This window comes from Methylobacterium sp. WL18, assembly GCF_008040015.1.
GTDB classification, from domain to species: Bacteria; Pseudomonadota; Alphaproteobacteria; order Rhizobiales; family Beijerinckiaceae; genus Methylobacterium; species Methylobacterium mesophilicum.
Genome location: NZ_VRVD01000075.1, coordinates 1 through 13,004, shown reverse-complemented (window position 1 = coordinate 13,004; position 13,004 = coordinate 1). Strand labels below are relative to the sequence as shown.

Below are 13,004 nucleotides of genomic sequence, written 5' to 3'. Positions count from 1 at the left end.
CCGCCAAGCTGGTGCCGCAACCGGCCACGCTCGGCCCGTTCTACAGCTACGCCCCGCCCCGCATGGGTTCGCGGATCGGCGACGGCGAGGAGTTGAAGAAGTGCGCCTGACCCGTCGGCTCGCGGCCGCTGCCCTGCTGGCTGCCCCCCTCTTCGCGCCCCTGCTGGCCCCGGTCTCGGCCCGGGCCGCGGACGATCCCGCGGTGCAGACCGTGCGCGACCTCTACGCCGCGTTCACCGACGCCCTGAAGGACGGCCCGAGTCCCCTGCCCGCCCGGGTCGCGGCCGTGGGGCCGGCCTTGGAGAAGGCGTTCGACTTCCCGGCCATGACCCGCATCGCGGTCGGCTCGAAATGGTCGGGCTTCACCCCGGAGCAGCAGGCGGCGGTCACCGACGCGTTCAAGCGGAGCCTGACCGTGACCTACGCCAACCGCCTGGCCCGGGCGGCCGGCGGCAAGTTCGACGTGACCCCGAAGGTCGAGGAACGCGGCAGCCAGCGCGTGGTGCCCACCCGGGTCACCGCGGCCGACGGCGACGATTCCGCGGTCGACTTCGTGGTCAACGCCGACAACCGGATCCAGGACGTGCTGCTCAACGGCGACGTCAGCGAGATCGCCGCCCAGCGCAACGCACTGTCCGCCCCGCTGAAGTCCGGCGGTGCCGACGGGGCGGTGAAGTTCCTCCGGCAGCGCGCCGACGGCATGCTCGCCGCAAAACCGACACCGTGACTGCCGACGTCGTACATACAGCCGCTATGCGTGCCGTCCCGAACGGGTCGCACGCGGCGAACGCCGCCTGAGGCGGCCGGACGACCGCACGGACCCGACCGGATGGATCTCACCTCGCTGGCGCTCAACGCATTGTCGTGGCTCTCGCTGTTCTGCCTACTGCTGGCGGCTGCGGGCTGCCTCTATGCGCTGGCGGCCGCCTACTACGCCGGCCGGTTCGCCGCGCGTCCCGTGCCGGGACTGGGGCCGGATGCGCCCCGCCCGTCCGTGACGGTGCTGAAGCCGCTCTGCGGCCTCGAGCCCAACCTGTACGAGAATCTCGAGACCGTGCTGCGCCAGGATTACGCCGGCCCGGTCCAGGTGGTGTTCGGCGTCCAGAAGGCGGCCGACCCGGCCATCGGCGTGGTCGAGCAGCTGAAGCAGGCCTACCCGGCCGCCCGCATCGACCTTGTGATAGACGGCCGCCAGCACGGCTCGAACCGTAAGGTCTCGAACCTGATCAACATGGCCGAGCGGATCGCCCACGACGTGATCGTGCTGGCCGACAGCGACATGGTGGTCCGGCCGGATTACCTGGAGCGTCTCGTCGCCGAGCTGTCGCAGGACGGCGTCTCGGGCGTCACCTGCCTGTACCACGGCGTCCCCGCCTTCCGGGGCCTCTACGACCAGCTCTCGGCGCTGGCGATCGACGTGCAGTTCCTGCCCAACGTGGTGATGGGCCTCAGTCTCGGGCTCGCCAAGCCGTGCTTCGGCTCCACCATCGCGTTCACCCGGGCGAACCTCGACGCGGTCGGTGGCTTCCGCCGATTCCGCAACGACCTGGCCGACGACTACGCCATCGGCGCGGCCCTGCGCGGCCTCGGCGGCCGGGTGGTGATCCCGAGCTTCACCATCGGCCATACCAGCGTCGACACGGACCTCTCGGGCCTGTGGCGGCACGAACTGCGCTGGAATCGCACCATCCGCAACGTCGACCCGGCCGGCTATGCCGGCTCGATCGTCACCCATGCCTTCCCGCTGGCCCTGGTGGGCGCGCTGCTGCCCAGCGCCGGAACCGGCGCGCTGGTGGTGGCGGGCCTGGCGCTCGCCGGCCGGATCGTCCTGTGCCGGCAGCTCGAGCGGGCCTTCGGCCTCGCCCCGCACCGCTACGGACTGTTGCCGATCCGCGACATCCTCTCGTTCCTGAACTTCTCCTGGGCCTTCGTGTCGGGGGCGGTGACATGGAAAGGTCATGATTATCACGTGGTTGCGGACGGTACCCTGATCCCGGACGCCGACCTCGGCCGTGACGCCGGCGCTCCTACACGTTGAACCCGGCTCCCGCTTCCTCACCCCTCCCCCGGCAACGCCCTGAGGCCTTGAACCCCATGCGCACGCTCTTCCTCCAGGCCCCCACCTTCGACGGTTTCGACGGCGGTGCCGGCTCCCGTTATCAAGCCAAGCGCGAGATCAAGTCGTTCTGGTACCCGACCTGGCTGGCCCAGCCGGCCGCCCTGGTGCCGAACTCGAAGCTGATCGACGCGCCCCCGCACAACATCAAGCTCGCCGAGATCGTGGCCCAGGCCAACGATTTCGACCTCGTGGTGCTTCACACCTCGGTGCCGTCGTTCAAGTCGGACGTGAAGACCGTCGAGGCGCTCAAGGCTGCCAACCCGAAGCTCAAGGCCGGCCTGATCGGCGCCAAGGTGGCGGTGGACGCCGCCGGCGCCATGGCCCAGGCGCCCTGCATCGATTTCTGCGCCCGCAACGAGTTCGACTTCACCGTCAAGGAAGTCGCCGACGGCACGCCGATGTCCGAGATCAAGGGCCTGTCCTATCGCGACGAGAGCGGCGTCGTGGTCCATAACGAGGACCGCGAGATCATGACGGACATGGACCAACTGCCGTTCGTCACCAGCGTCTACAAGCGCGACCTGCAGATGGAGAAGTACTTCATCGGCTACCTGAAGCACCCCTACATCTCGTTCTATTCCGGCCGGGGCTGCAAGAGCCGCTGCACCTTCTGCCTGTGGCCGCAGACGGTCGGCGGGCACACCTACCGCACCCGCTCGGTCGCCCACGTGATCGAGGAGATCAAGTACTGCCTGAAGGAGTTCCCGCAGACCAAGGAGTTCTTCTTCGACGACGACACCTTCACCGATAACCTCCCGCGTGCGGAAGAGATCGCCCGCGAGCTGGGCAAGCTCGGCGTGACCTGGTCGTGCAACGCCAAGGCGAACGTGCCGCGCGAGACCCTGAAGGTGCTCAAGGAGAACGGCCTGCGCCTGCTGTTGGTCGGCTACGAGTCCGGCAACCAGCAGATCCTGAACAACATCAAGAAGGGCATGCGCGTCGAGGTGGCCGAGCGGTTCACCAAGGATTGCCACGACCTCGGCATCGCCATCCACGGCACCTTCATCGTCGGCCTGCCGGGCGAGACCAAGGAGACGATCCAGGAGACGATCGCCTTCGCCAAGCGGATCAACCCGCACACGATCCAGGCGTCGCTGGCCGCGCCGTATCCGGGCACGTTCCTGTACAAGCAGGCGGTGGAGAACGGCTGGCTCGATATCGAGAACGCCGAACTGGTCGACGAGAACGGCGTGCAGATCGCTCCGCTGCACTACCCGCACCTGTCGCATTCCGAAATCTTCGCGGCGGTGGAAGAGTTCTACCGGAAGTTCTACTTCCGCGCCCCGAAGATCGCCTCCATCGTCAGCGAGATGGTGCGCTCCCCCGACATGATGAAGCGCCGCCTGCGCGAAGGCGTGGAGTTCTACCGCTTCCTCAAGGAGCGTCAGGGCACCGCCAAGGCGGCTTAAGAACCGGGGTCCGGGGCCTGCGGCCCCGGCGGGGGCGGGGCAGCGCCCCGCACCCTCCCCAGGGCTCCGCCCTGGACCCGCGAGAGGGCTCGCCCTCTCGACACCCCTTACGAGGTCGTCGTGAAGCGTCTTGTCGTTACGGCCGACGATTTCGGGCTGAGCCTCGAAGTCAACGAGGCCGTCGAGCAGGCTCACCGCGGGGGGATCCTCACCGCGGCGAGCCTGATGGTCTCGGCGCCGGCCGCCGCCGATGCCGTGGCCCGGGCCAAGCGGATGCCGTCCTTGCGGGTCGGCCTCCACCTTGTCCTGGTGGAAGCTTGGCCGACCCTGCCGGCGGCGCAACTCCCCGACCTCACCGATTCGACCGGCCTGATGCGCGCCGACATGGCCCGCGTCGGCCTCGACCTTGCCCGGAAGCCCGCCGCCCGGCGCCAGCTCGCTGCCGAGATCGAGGCGCAGTTCGAAGCCTATCGGGCGACCGGCCTGCCCCTCGACCACGTCAACGCCCACAAGCACTTCCACGTCCACCCGCTGATTGCAGGCGCGGTGCTGCGCATCGGCCGCGGCTACGGCATGCGGGCGATCCGTGTTCCCCGGGAGCCCCGCGCGTTGCTCCGCTGGGCCGAGGCCAGCGCCCGGCCCCGGCCGGCCCTCGACATCGCCCCTTGGGCGGCCCTGCTCGCGGTGCGCGCGCGCCAAGCCGGCCTGCTGATCCCCGACCGGACCCTCGGCCTGGCATGGTCCGGTGCGATGATTCCGGCCCGGGTCGCCGCACTCCTGGCCCACCTCCCGGACGGCCTCACCGAACTCTACACGCATCCGGCCACGGAAGGCGGCTTTGCCGGCGAGGCGCCGGGCTACTTCTACGCCGCCGAGCGCGACGCGCTGATCGCCCCCGCCTCCCGGGCGGCCGCCGATGCGTCAGGGGCACTCAGGGGCGGGTTTTCGGATTTCGCCGCATAGCTGCTGGACCTGACCAATCGCCCTGATTGACCCATCATGATGCCTGACTAAAGTCAGGTATCATGATGTCCGACTCCATCGCCCGCTTCCGCCGCTTTGCCCGTGCCGTCACCGCGGAGGTCGGCGCCCTCGACAGCTCGTTCCTCGGGCGGGGCCGGCCCCTCGGGGCGGCCCGCGTGGTCAACGCGATCGGCGCAGGCCGGACCGATGTCGCCGAGATCCGCGCCTATCTCGACCTCGATTCAGGTCTGATGAGCCGCCTGCTGCGGAGCCTGGAAGAGGAGGGTCTTGTCGCCACCGAGCCCCATCCGGATGACGCCCGCCGACGGGTCGCACGCCTGACCGAGGCCGGGCGGCGGGAATTCGCGGCCTACGAGGGCCTGTCCGACGCCCGTGCCTCGGCGTTGCTGGCGGGTGCGCCCCGGGCGGAAGAGCTTCTGCGCGCGATGGATCTCGTCGCCTTGATGCTCGCACGCGACCGGATCGCGATCGCGGAGGTCGATCCCCGGGGCGAGGCCGCCCGTACGTGCCTGGAGGCGTACTACGCCGAACTCGCGTCCCGATTGCGGACCGGGTTCGACGTCACCCTGTCGCGCGACCCGGAGGCGGCCGCGATGGTTCGGCCGCGCGGCGCGTTCCTGCTCGCGATGGCCGACGGCCTGCCGGTCGGCTGCGTCGCCCTGAAGGGGAGCGGCGGCCCTGTCGCCGAGGTCAAGCGACTTTGGATCGACCCCGTCGCCCGGGGCCTCGGCTTGGCCGGACGGATGATGCAGGCTGTCGAGGACAGGGCCCGCGCGCTGTCGGTCGCGGTGCTGCGCCTCGACACCAACAGCGCCCTGCCGGAGGCCCTGGCGCTCTACCGCAAGACGGGCTGGGTCGAGATCGAACGCTTCAACGACGACCCCTACCCCGACCGCTTCTTCGAGAAGGTTCTTTGAGGGACCCGGGCCGGCTTACTTCGCCGGCACCGGATCCTTCGCGGCGATGCTCTTGCGCAGCGCGGCCGCGGCGGCCTTCTCGCCCTCCGGGCGGTCGTCGTCGCCCTGCGTGGGCGGCTCGCCCAGGGTCGCCGGCACCACGAAGAACGCCGCGATCAGCGTGAAGAACAGCGACAACGCCAGCAGCTTGCCCATGCTGGCCGTGCCCGGATGGCTCGACAGCACCAGGGACCCGAAGGCGCTGCCGGTGGTCAGCGCCGAGAAGAAGATCGCCCGCGTCAGGCTTGAGGCCAGCATGTCGGTCACCCCCGCCCGCCACGCGATCACGTAGTAGATGTGGAACGCGACGCCGACCGCAAGCATCAGCGGCAGGGCGATGATGTTGGCGAAGTTCAGCGGCATGCCGATGATGCGCAGGGCCATCAGGGTCCACAGGGTCGCGATCACCAGCGGGCCCAGGGTCATCGCCACGTCCCATGGCTTGCGCAGGGCCACCGACAGGATGACGAAGATCAGCACGAACGCCGTGATGGCCGCCTGAACGAAGGCGCCCAGGATCGTGTAGGTCGACCGCGTCGTCGCCACGGGCGCGCCGGTGGCGTGGGGGGCGACCTTCAGCACCTCGTCCGAGAAGGTGCGCAGCACCTCGTCGTCGTTCGAATCGCCCTTGGGATGCACCTCGATGCGGGCGCGCCCGTCCGCGGCGACCCAGTCGGCCTTGAGCTGGGGCGGCAGGTTGTCGAGCGTGATCTTCTCCGGATGGAGCAGGTCGCGCAGGCGCTGGAGCAGCGGGACGAGGTCCTTCGTGAGGGCGACCGAGGCCGCCTCGCGCATCTGCACCGGCCCGGCCGCGAGCTTGTCGAGGGTGCCGGCGAGCTGCTTGGCGGTCTGCACACCCGCGGCCCCGCCCTTTCCGTCGCCCGCCACGCCGTTCAGCGCGGTGGCGGCATCCTTGAGCGCCTTGACGTTCTCGGCATCGGTCGGCGGCGGCGGCTTTCGACCAGGATTGAGCACCGGATCCAGCAGCTGCGCCGTGTCGGCGATGGATGCGAGCTTCTTGTCCTGGTCCCGCGGAACGAAGGTGTCGATGCTGTTGATCGAGGCGGTCACCGGCAGCGCCGCCAGCGTCTTCGTCAGGGCCGGAACCGCCTCCACGCTGGGGGCGAGCACGTCGATGAGGTTCGGGCTGGTCTCGGGGTTCTTGATCAGGTCGAGATAGGTGGCGATCGACTCGGTCTTTGTGCTGCGCAAGTGCATCGGGTTCGAATCGAACGGCAGGTGCCAGAGCAGCGGCGCCCCGGCCAGGGTCACGAGGCCCACCGCGATCAGGATCGGCTTGCGCTTGCGGATGATCCACGGATCGACGCCGACCAGCCATTCGGTCTGCACCGCGGCCTTCTCGCCCTTGGGCTTGAACACCGCGATCAGCGCCGGCAGCAGGGTCAGGGAGAACAGGAAGGCCACGACCATGCCGACGCCGGCGATCAGGCCCAGCTCCGAGACGCCCCGGAAGGCGGTGGGCAGGAACGCGAAGAAGCCCGCCACCAGCGATACGGCGGCCAGCGTCAGCGACCAGCCGACCCCGCGGGCGGCGGCCCGGATCGCGCTCTGGAGCGTCGGCTGCTCGTAGCGGTCGGCCCGGTAGCGCACCGAAAACTGGATGCCGAAATCGATGCCGAGCCCGACGAACAGGGCCGCGAACGCCACCGAGATCGGGTTCAGTTCCTGGACCATGACCAGGCCCAGGGCGGCGGTGACGATGAGGCCCGCGAAGGTCGTGATCAGCACGGCGCCGACGAGCTTGCCGGAGCGGAGGGCCAGCCACAGGAACAGCACGATCGCGCCGACGATGATGCTGTTGTTGAGGGCCGCGTCCTCCGAGAGCGTCGCGAACTCCTCGTCCGCCACCGCCACCGTACCGGTGAGCCGCATACGCAGGCCATGCTGGGCGTTGATCTTGAGGTCCTGCGCGACGTTGCGGATCAGCTTGGTCGCCTGGTAGCCGGGCTCCAGGGCGTTGAAGTCCAGCACCGGCTGGATCATCACGAACTTCATCTTGTCCGTGACGCTGCTCTCGCCGTTGGCTAGCAGCTCCTGCCAGGACATCCGGGCGGGCTTGCCGTCCAGCACCTGCTTCAGGGTGGAATCGATCTGCCCCATGGGCTTGTCGAGGTCTTCGAGCTTGGCGTCGCCGGTCTTCACGCCCCGCGCGCCTAGGGACAGCACCCGCATCACGCCGCGCAGGGACGGGTCGGCCGCGAGCGGGCCGAGCAGGCCCTGCTGCTGGGTCAGCTCCTCCAGCGTCTTGTCGAGCTGGGCCTGGGGCATCAGCAGCAGGCCGTTCTTGTCGAAGAACGGGCCGCCATCGGGCCGATAGACGGTCTCGATCAGGTTCTTGTGGGCGGTCAGCGCCTTGGCCAGGTTGGCGGCCGCCTCCTCGGTCTCCTCGGGCGTCTCGCCGTTGATCACCGCCACCAGGGTGTTGCCGCGCTGAGGGAACGCCTTCTCGAAGTTGATCTCGTCCTGGCGCCAGGGCTCCTTGGGATCGATCAGCCGCTCGACATCAGTGTTGATGCGGAACAGATGCGCCGCGACCCCGGCGCTCGCGACCGTGACGAACGCCATCAGGGCGATCACGATCCACCGATACCGCACCGAGAACGCGACGAGACCTTCGATCACGAGCACCCTGCCTGTTCGCCCCGGACGCGCCCCATGCGCGACCGGCTCATCCCAAACGTCCCGGCCGGATCGGCCCGACCTTCTTCGAAGACCCAACGGGCTCGCCGGACCGCGGGAAGGCCGGCCCACAGGTCCGAGCGAGCGGCCTTCGGCTCCGGGGAACGCCGCACCGCCCAATCTGGTCGCGCGGCGAGCGCGCGCAAGTCGAACCGGTCCGATGCGGGCCCGTGCGCAGGCGCTCGATACGGGCCACCCCTTGCATCGCGGCCACAGGGCTCAGTAAAGAGGGCGATCCCAGATTGCAACGCGAAGGCCGGGGCTCGGTCATCGCCTAGGCGGATGTGCGATACCGCACTGCAATCGTGGGATCGGGACCAAAATCTTGGGATTTCGGTCGCATTGCGGACGCAATGCACGTGCTGTCCTCAACCGTCAGGCGATCCGAACCGCCACCCCTGCCGCGCGCCGCCCATGTGGCGCGGTTGCGTCAGGAACAGAATAAGTCGTCATGGCCCCGCCGAAACGGGATCATTTCAGATTAGTTCCAAGCTAGAGCGCTGGAATTCGTGTTTTTTTCGCGGTAAGCACCCCGATCGCCCCGGGGCCGACGCAGTCAAGGAGCCGCAATCTTGGGTATCCCCCTCCGGTACGTCGCGAAGATCGGCGGCTACATCCTCAAGCAGCACCTCACGGGCCGCAAGCGCTACCCGCTTGTGATGATGATGGAACCTCTGTTCCGCTGCAATCTCGCATGCGCCGGCTGCGGCAAGATCGATTACCCGGACGAGATCCTCAACAAGCGTCTCCCGGTCGCCGATGCGCTCGAGTCGGTCCGCGAGTGCGGTGCACCCGTGGTTGTGATCGCCGGCGGCGAGCCGCTGCTGCACAAGGATCTGCCGCAGATCGTCCAGGGCATCATCGATCAGAAGAAGTTCGCGATCGTCTGCACGAACGCGCTTCTGCTCGAGAAGAAGATCAAGGACTACAAGCCCAGCCCGTACTTCACCTGGTCGATCCACCTGGACGGCGACCAGTCGATGCACGACCAGTCGGTGTGCCAGCGCGGCGTCTACGACAAGGCGGTCGCGGCCATCGCCAAGGCCAAGGAGATGGGCTTCCGGGTCACCATCAACTGCACCTTCTTCAACAATTCCTCGCCCGAGAAGATCGCCGACTTCTTCGACAGCGTGACCCGGATGGGCATCGACGGCATCACCGTCTCCCCCGGCTACGCCTATGAGCGCGCCCCCGACCAGAAGCACTTCCTGAACCGGAAGGCGACCAAGGAGCTGTTCCGCGGCGTTTTCCGTCACGGCAAGGAGAAGGGCCGCGAGAAGTGGACCTTCCAGCAGTCGGGCCTGTTCCTCGACTTCCTGGCCGGCAACCAGACCTACCATTGCACGCCTTGGGGCAACCCGACCCGCACCGTGTTCGGCTGGCAGAAGCCCTGCTACCTGCTCGGTGAGGGCTACGCGGCGACCTTCAAGGAGTTGATGGAAGAGACCGACTGGGATTCCTACGGCACCGGCAACTACGAGAAGTGCGCCGACTGCATGGTCCACTCGGGCTACGAGGCCTCCTCGGTGGTCGATTCGGTCCGCAAGCCCTGGAAGCCGCTCGTTCACGCGATCCGCGGCATCAAGACCGACGGTGCGATGGCCCCCGAGGTCAGCCTGGAGAACCAGCGCCCGGCCGAGTTCGTGTTCTCGCGCAACGTCGCCCAGAAGCTGTCCGAGATCAAAGCGGCCGGCGTCGATACCAAGCAGGAAGCCCGCAAGCGCACGGCCGCCTGATCCACCGGTATCCGAGTGTCGTAGAAGACCCGCGGCCCCACGGCCGCGGGTTTTCCCGTTTTCGAGGCTGCGGTCACCGGTACGCCGTGACTGGGCATGACGAGGCGGGCCGAGCCCGTCGCGCGCCTAGGCGAAGACCCTCGGATCGGATGGATCAGGCCGGCCAAGCTTGACCTTGGACAATCCTTCGTTGCACCTCGGGTAGATAATCGCCCGCAGAGGTCGCGCAGACGAGCCCATCCCTGGAACGGGTCCTCGTCCACCGTGGCCGACCGGGCGTCGCGGCGGCAGAGGTGCGAAGGGGGCAGGCCATGGAAACGATCGGCCCGGATCTGCGCGTGATGCAGCGCGTCCCCCTCGCGGCCTCGCATGTCGCCGCGATCAGAGCCGTGGGAGTCCCGCAGCACTACCCGGCCGGGACTGTCCTGGTTCGTGCCGGCGAGCCGGCGGACCGCTTCATCTATGTCGAGGACGGCGAGATCGAGGTGGTGAATCCGTTCACGGACGAGCGCCACCTGCCCTCGACCCTGGGGCCGACGCAGTTCATGGGCGAGATCTCCTTCCTCAACGGCGGCAGTTGGTCGATGCCGATGCGGACGGTCATGGACACGGATGTGATCGAGGTGCCGCGGGCGGCGATGCTCCGTTTGATGGCCGAAATCCCCGAGATGTCTGACATCGTCATCACGGTCCTGGCGGCACGGCGGCGGCGGCAGCTCGATTCGCGTGACGGCACGCTCGTCCTGATCGGCGAGGACGACGACCGGGCCGTCCGGCGGATCGCGGAGTTCGCCAGTCGCAACCGCCTGCCTTACCGGTCCTACGCGCTCGGCAGTCCGGAGGCCTCGGCGGTCGCCACGACCTGTTCGGTTCCCGCCGACCGGCCGGCCGTGATCTTCGGCCGGAACAACGTCGTCGCGGACCCGACGCCCGACAAGGTCGCGCAGCTGTTCGGCCTCAACTACAACCTGATCGACGACGAGGCTTTCGACGTGCTGATCGTCGGCGGCGGTCCGGCCGGCGTGGCGGCGGGCGTCTATGCGGGCGCCGAGGGGCTGCGCGCCCTGGTGGTCGAAGACGTCGCGATCGGCGGGCAGGCCGGCACGTCGAGCCGGATCGAGAACTACATGGGGTTTCCGACCGGGATCTCCGGGGCCGACCTGGTCTGGCGCGGCGAGGTCCAGGCGATGAAGTTCGGCACGCGGTTCGCGATGCCCCGGCGGGTGGCGAAGCTGGAGCGCCTCGAAGACGGCGCGTACTGCGCGACCTTCGACAACGGCCAGCGGGTGCGGGGCCAGGCCGTGGTCGTGGCGACCGGCGTCCAGTATCGGCGCCTGCCGATCGATCGCCTGGAGGCGTTTGAGGGGGCGGGCGTCTATTATGCGGCCACCGAAATCGAGGCCCGCTATTGCAAGAACACCGAGACCGTCATCGTCGGCGGCGGCAATTCCGCCGGGCAGGCGGCGATGTTCCTCAGCCGATCCGCCCGGCACGTCCGGCTTCTGGTCCGCGGCCCGTCGCTGGCGACCTCGATGTCGCGCTACCTGTCGAGCCGGCTGGAGGCGGATCCGGCGATCACCATCGAGTACGGCGCCGAGCTCAATGCGCTGCATGGGGAGGACGCCCTCGACGCGGTGTCGATCCGCACCATCGCCGACGGGACGGTCCGGACGATCCCGACCTGCGCGGTGTTCGTCATGGTGGGGGCGGCCCCCAATACCGGCTGGTTGTCCGGCCTCGTCGAACTCGATCGCAACGGCTTCGTCCTGACCGGGGAAGCCGTCGGCGCCGGCTCACCCTATGCCACGTCGCAACCGGGCATCTTCGCGGTCGGCGACGTGCGCGCCGCGTCCGTGAAGCGCGTCGCATCGTCGGTCGGCGAGGGATCGGTCGTCATCTCGAAGGTCTGGGACTACGTCCAGGAACGCGGGTGAGGCCGACCCGTCACGATCATGCCGGCCGGGCCGCGGCGGAACGCTTGGCGCGTCCGCGGCGCTCCACGAACAGCCACGGCAGCACGCAGGCCGCCGAGACCGCGATCGAGACCGCGTAGGCCGTGACCAGCCCGGTCTGCCCGAGTAACAGGTGCACGCACCCATAGAAGGCCAGCACGCCGAACGCGCCCTGGGCGCTGCCGCGCACCACGTCGAGGGCGGCGCGGACGCCGTCCTGGAACCGGGCGAAGGCGATCAGCGGCCAGGAGATGATCGGGATCGGCGCCAGCAGGCCGCTTAGGCCGGAGCCGAGATACGGCGCGAGGTTGGAGACCAGCAGGACCAGCGCGGTCGCGGCCGCGAGGCGCGCCGGCATATCCCACCGCGGCGGGATCGGGCGCTCCTCGGCAGACGCGGGTCCGGCCGGCGGCGGGCAGAGTGCCACGACCAGGGCCATGGCCGGCAGGTCGATCGCCGCCGCGAGCCATAGCCCGGGCCGGATCAGCCCGTGCAGCACGAGGCCGCCGAGGACGAAGGCCGACAGGGCGGCGCAGAGGGCCGCGACCGGGCCCATCCTCGGGGCGCAGACCACGTAGGCGAGATAGCAGAGCGTGACCGCCCCCAGCCCTTCCGCCGAGCCGACGGCGGCATCGGCCGCGAAGGTCTCCCCCTGCTCGAGCGCGAGATAGATCGAGATCGGCGCCGAGGTGAGCGGCATGCCCGACAGCAGGCCGCCGACCAGGCTGCCCCACTGGCGGGCCGCCGCCGACACGGCCCACATCAGGGCCGGGGTGATGGCTATCTTGGCGGCGATCAGGCTCATGCCGGTCTCGGCCCGCCGACCCTTAGGCCGCCTCCGGCGGCTCGCCATCCTCCGGCTCAGCGGGCGAGTTCAGCATGTCCTCCAACTCGTCCACCAGACGGTCGATCTGGTCCTCGGTGGCGAGCACCTTCAGGACCTCACCGGTCTCGGTCTCCACGGCCAGCTCGATATGCGGCCCGACCCGGCTGGTCAGAACCCGGGCCAGGATCTTGATGGCGCTCATGCGAATGCGTCCTCCGAGGCGATGAGGCCGACGGCGACCGCCGGCCCGCAGGTCGAGATCCAGTCGGGCTCTCCGGCGATCCGGCCGCGCAGCAGGCTCACCAGCGGGATGGCCGGCCGC

10 protein-coding genes are annotated in these 13,004 nt (G+C 69.0%); 7 read left to right on the top strand and 3 right to left on the bottom strand.

Features of this window, described 5'->3' with window-relative positions; all coding sequences use genetic code 11:
• Nucleotides 1-100 precede the first annotated feature (100 nt).
• From FV228_RS09095 to FV228_RS09075, 5 genes are all read left to right on the top strand, one after another.
• A complete protein-coding gene (locus FV228_RS09095) occupies nt 101-727 on the top strand; it encodes an ABC transporter substrate-binding protein (protein ID WP_147854317.1) in 627 nt (208 codons plus the stop codon).
• 102 nt (nt 728-829) lie between these two features.
• Nucleotides 830-2,038, top strand: a complete 1,209-nt coding sequence (hpnI, locus tag FV228_RS09090) for a bacteriohopanetetrol glucosamine biosynthesis glycosyltransferase HpnI (protein WP_147854316.1) — start codon at nt 830-832, stop codon at nt 2,036-2,038.
• A gap of 56 nt (nt 2,039-2,094) precedes the next feature.
• Nucleotides 2,095-3,528, top strand: a complete 1,434-nt coding sequence (gene hpnJ / locus FV228_RS09085) for a hopanoid biosynthesis associated radical SAM protein HpnJ (protein WP_147854315.1) — start codon at nt 2,095-2,097, stop codon at nt 3,526-3,528.
• Nucleotides 3,529-3,648: 120 nt separating this feature from the next.
• A complete protein-coding gene (gene hpnK, locus FV228_RS09080) occupies nt 3,649-4,491 on the top strand; it encodes a hopanoid biosynthesis-associated protein HpnK (protein WP_147854314.1) in 843 nt (280 codons plus the stop codon).
• Between the two features lie 62 nt (nt 4,492-4,553).
• On the top strand, nt 4,554-5,429 hold the full coding sequence (locus tag FV228_RS09075; RefSeq protein WP_147854313.1) for a helix-turn-helix domain-containing GNAT family N-acetyltransferase: 876 nt from the start codon (nt 4,554-4,556) through the stop codon (nt 5,427-5,429).
• Nucleotides 5,430-5,444: 15 nt separating this feature from the next.
• Here FV228_RS09075 and FV228_RS09070 read toward each other — a convergent pair whose 3' ends face one another.
• Nucleotides 5,445-8,111: an MMPL family transporter gene (locus tag FV228_RS09070; protein ID WP_147854318.1), complete on the bottom strand. Its 2,667-nt coding sequence runs from the start codon at nt 8,109-8,111 to the stop codon at nt 5,445-5,447.
• 629 nt (nt 8,112-8,740) lie between these two features.
• Here FV228_RS09070 and hpnH point away from each other — a divergent pair.
• Together hpnH and FV228_RS09060 are read left to right on the top strand one after the other, a co-directional pair.
• The gene (gene hpnH, locus FV228_RS09065; RefSeq protein WP_147854312.1) at nt 8,741-9,904 is read left to right on the top strand and encodes an adenosyl-hopene transferase HpnH; all 1,164 of its coding nucleotides are present in this window, start codon (nt 8,741-8,743) and stop codon (nt 9,902-9,904) included.
• Between the two features lie 311 nt (nt 9,905-10,215).
• The gene (locus tag FV228_RS09060) at nt 10,216-11,838 is read left to right on the top strand and encodes a cyclic nucleotide-binding domain-containing thioredoxin-disulfide reductase (protein WP_147854311.1); all 1,623 of its coding nucleotides are present in this window, start codon (nt 10,216-10,218) and stop codon (nt 11,836-11,838) included.
• Nucleotides 11,839-11,854: 16 nt separating this feature from the next.
• On the opposite strand, the gene FV228_RS09055 is transcribed toward FV228_RS09060, so the two are convergent.
• Together FV228_RS09055 and FV228_RS09050 are read right to left on the bottom strand one after the other, a co-directional pair.
• The gene (locus FV228_RS09055; protein WP_147854310.1) at nt 11,855-12,661 is read right to left on the bottom strand and encodes a hypothetical protein; all 807 of its coding nucleotides are present in this window, start codon (nt 12,659-12,661) and stop codon (nt 11,855-11,857) included.
• Between the two features lie 22 nt (nt 12,662-12,683).
• Entirely contained in the window at nt 12,684-12,884 is a 201-nt protein-coding gene (locus FV228_RS09050) for a hypothetical protein (RefSeq protein WP_147854309.1), read from the bottom strand.
• Nucleotides 12,885-13,004: the final 120 nt, after the last annotated feature.

Bases quoted from the DNA above. Each gene is read 5' to 3' on its own strand.
- hpnI (WP_147854316.1), top strand. From the start codon at position 830: ATGGATCTCACCTCGCTGGCGCTCAACGCATTGTCGTGGCTCTCGCTG.
- hpnJ (WP_147854315.1), top strand. From the start codon at position 2,095: ATGCGCACGCTCTTCCTCCAGGCCCCCACCTTCGACGGTTTCGACGGC.
- FV228_RS09075 (WP_147854313.1), top strand. From the start codon at position 4,554: ATGATGTCCGACTCCATCGCCCGCTTCCGCCGCTTTGCCCGTGCCGTC.
- FV228_RS09060 (WP_147854311.1), top strand. From the start codon at position 10,216: ATGGAAACGATCGGCCCGGATCTGCGCGTGATGCAGCGCGTCCCCCTC.
- FV228_RS09055 (WP_147854310.1), bottom strand. From the start codon at position 12,661: ATGAGCCTGATCGCCGCCAAGATAGCCATCACCCCGGCCCTGATGTGG.
- FV228_RS09050 (WP_147854309.1), bottom strand. From the start codon at position 12,884: ATGAGCGCCATCAAGATCCTGGCCCGGGTTCTGACCAGCCGGGTCGGG.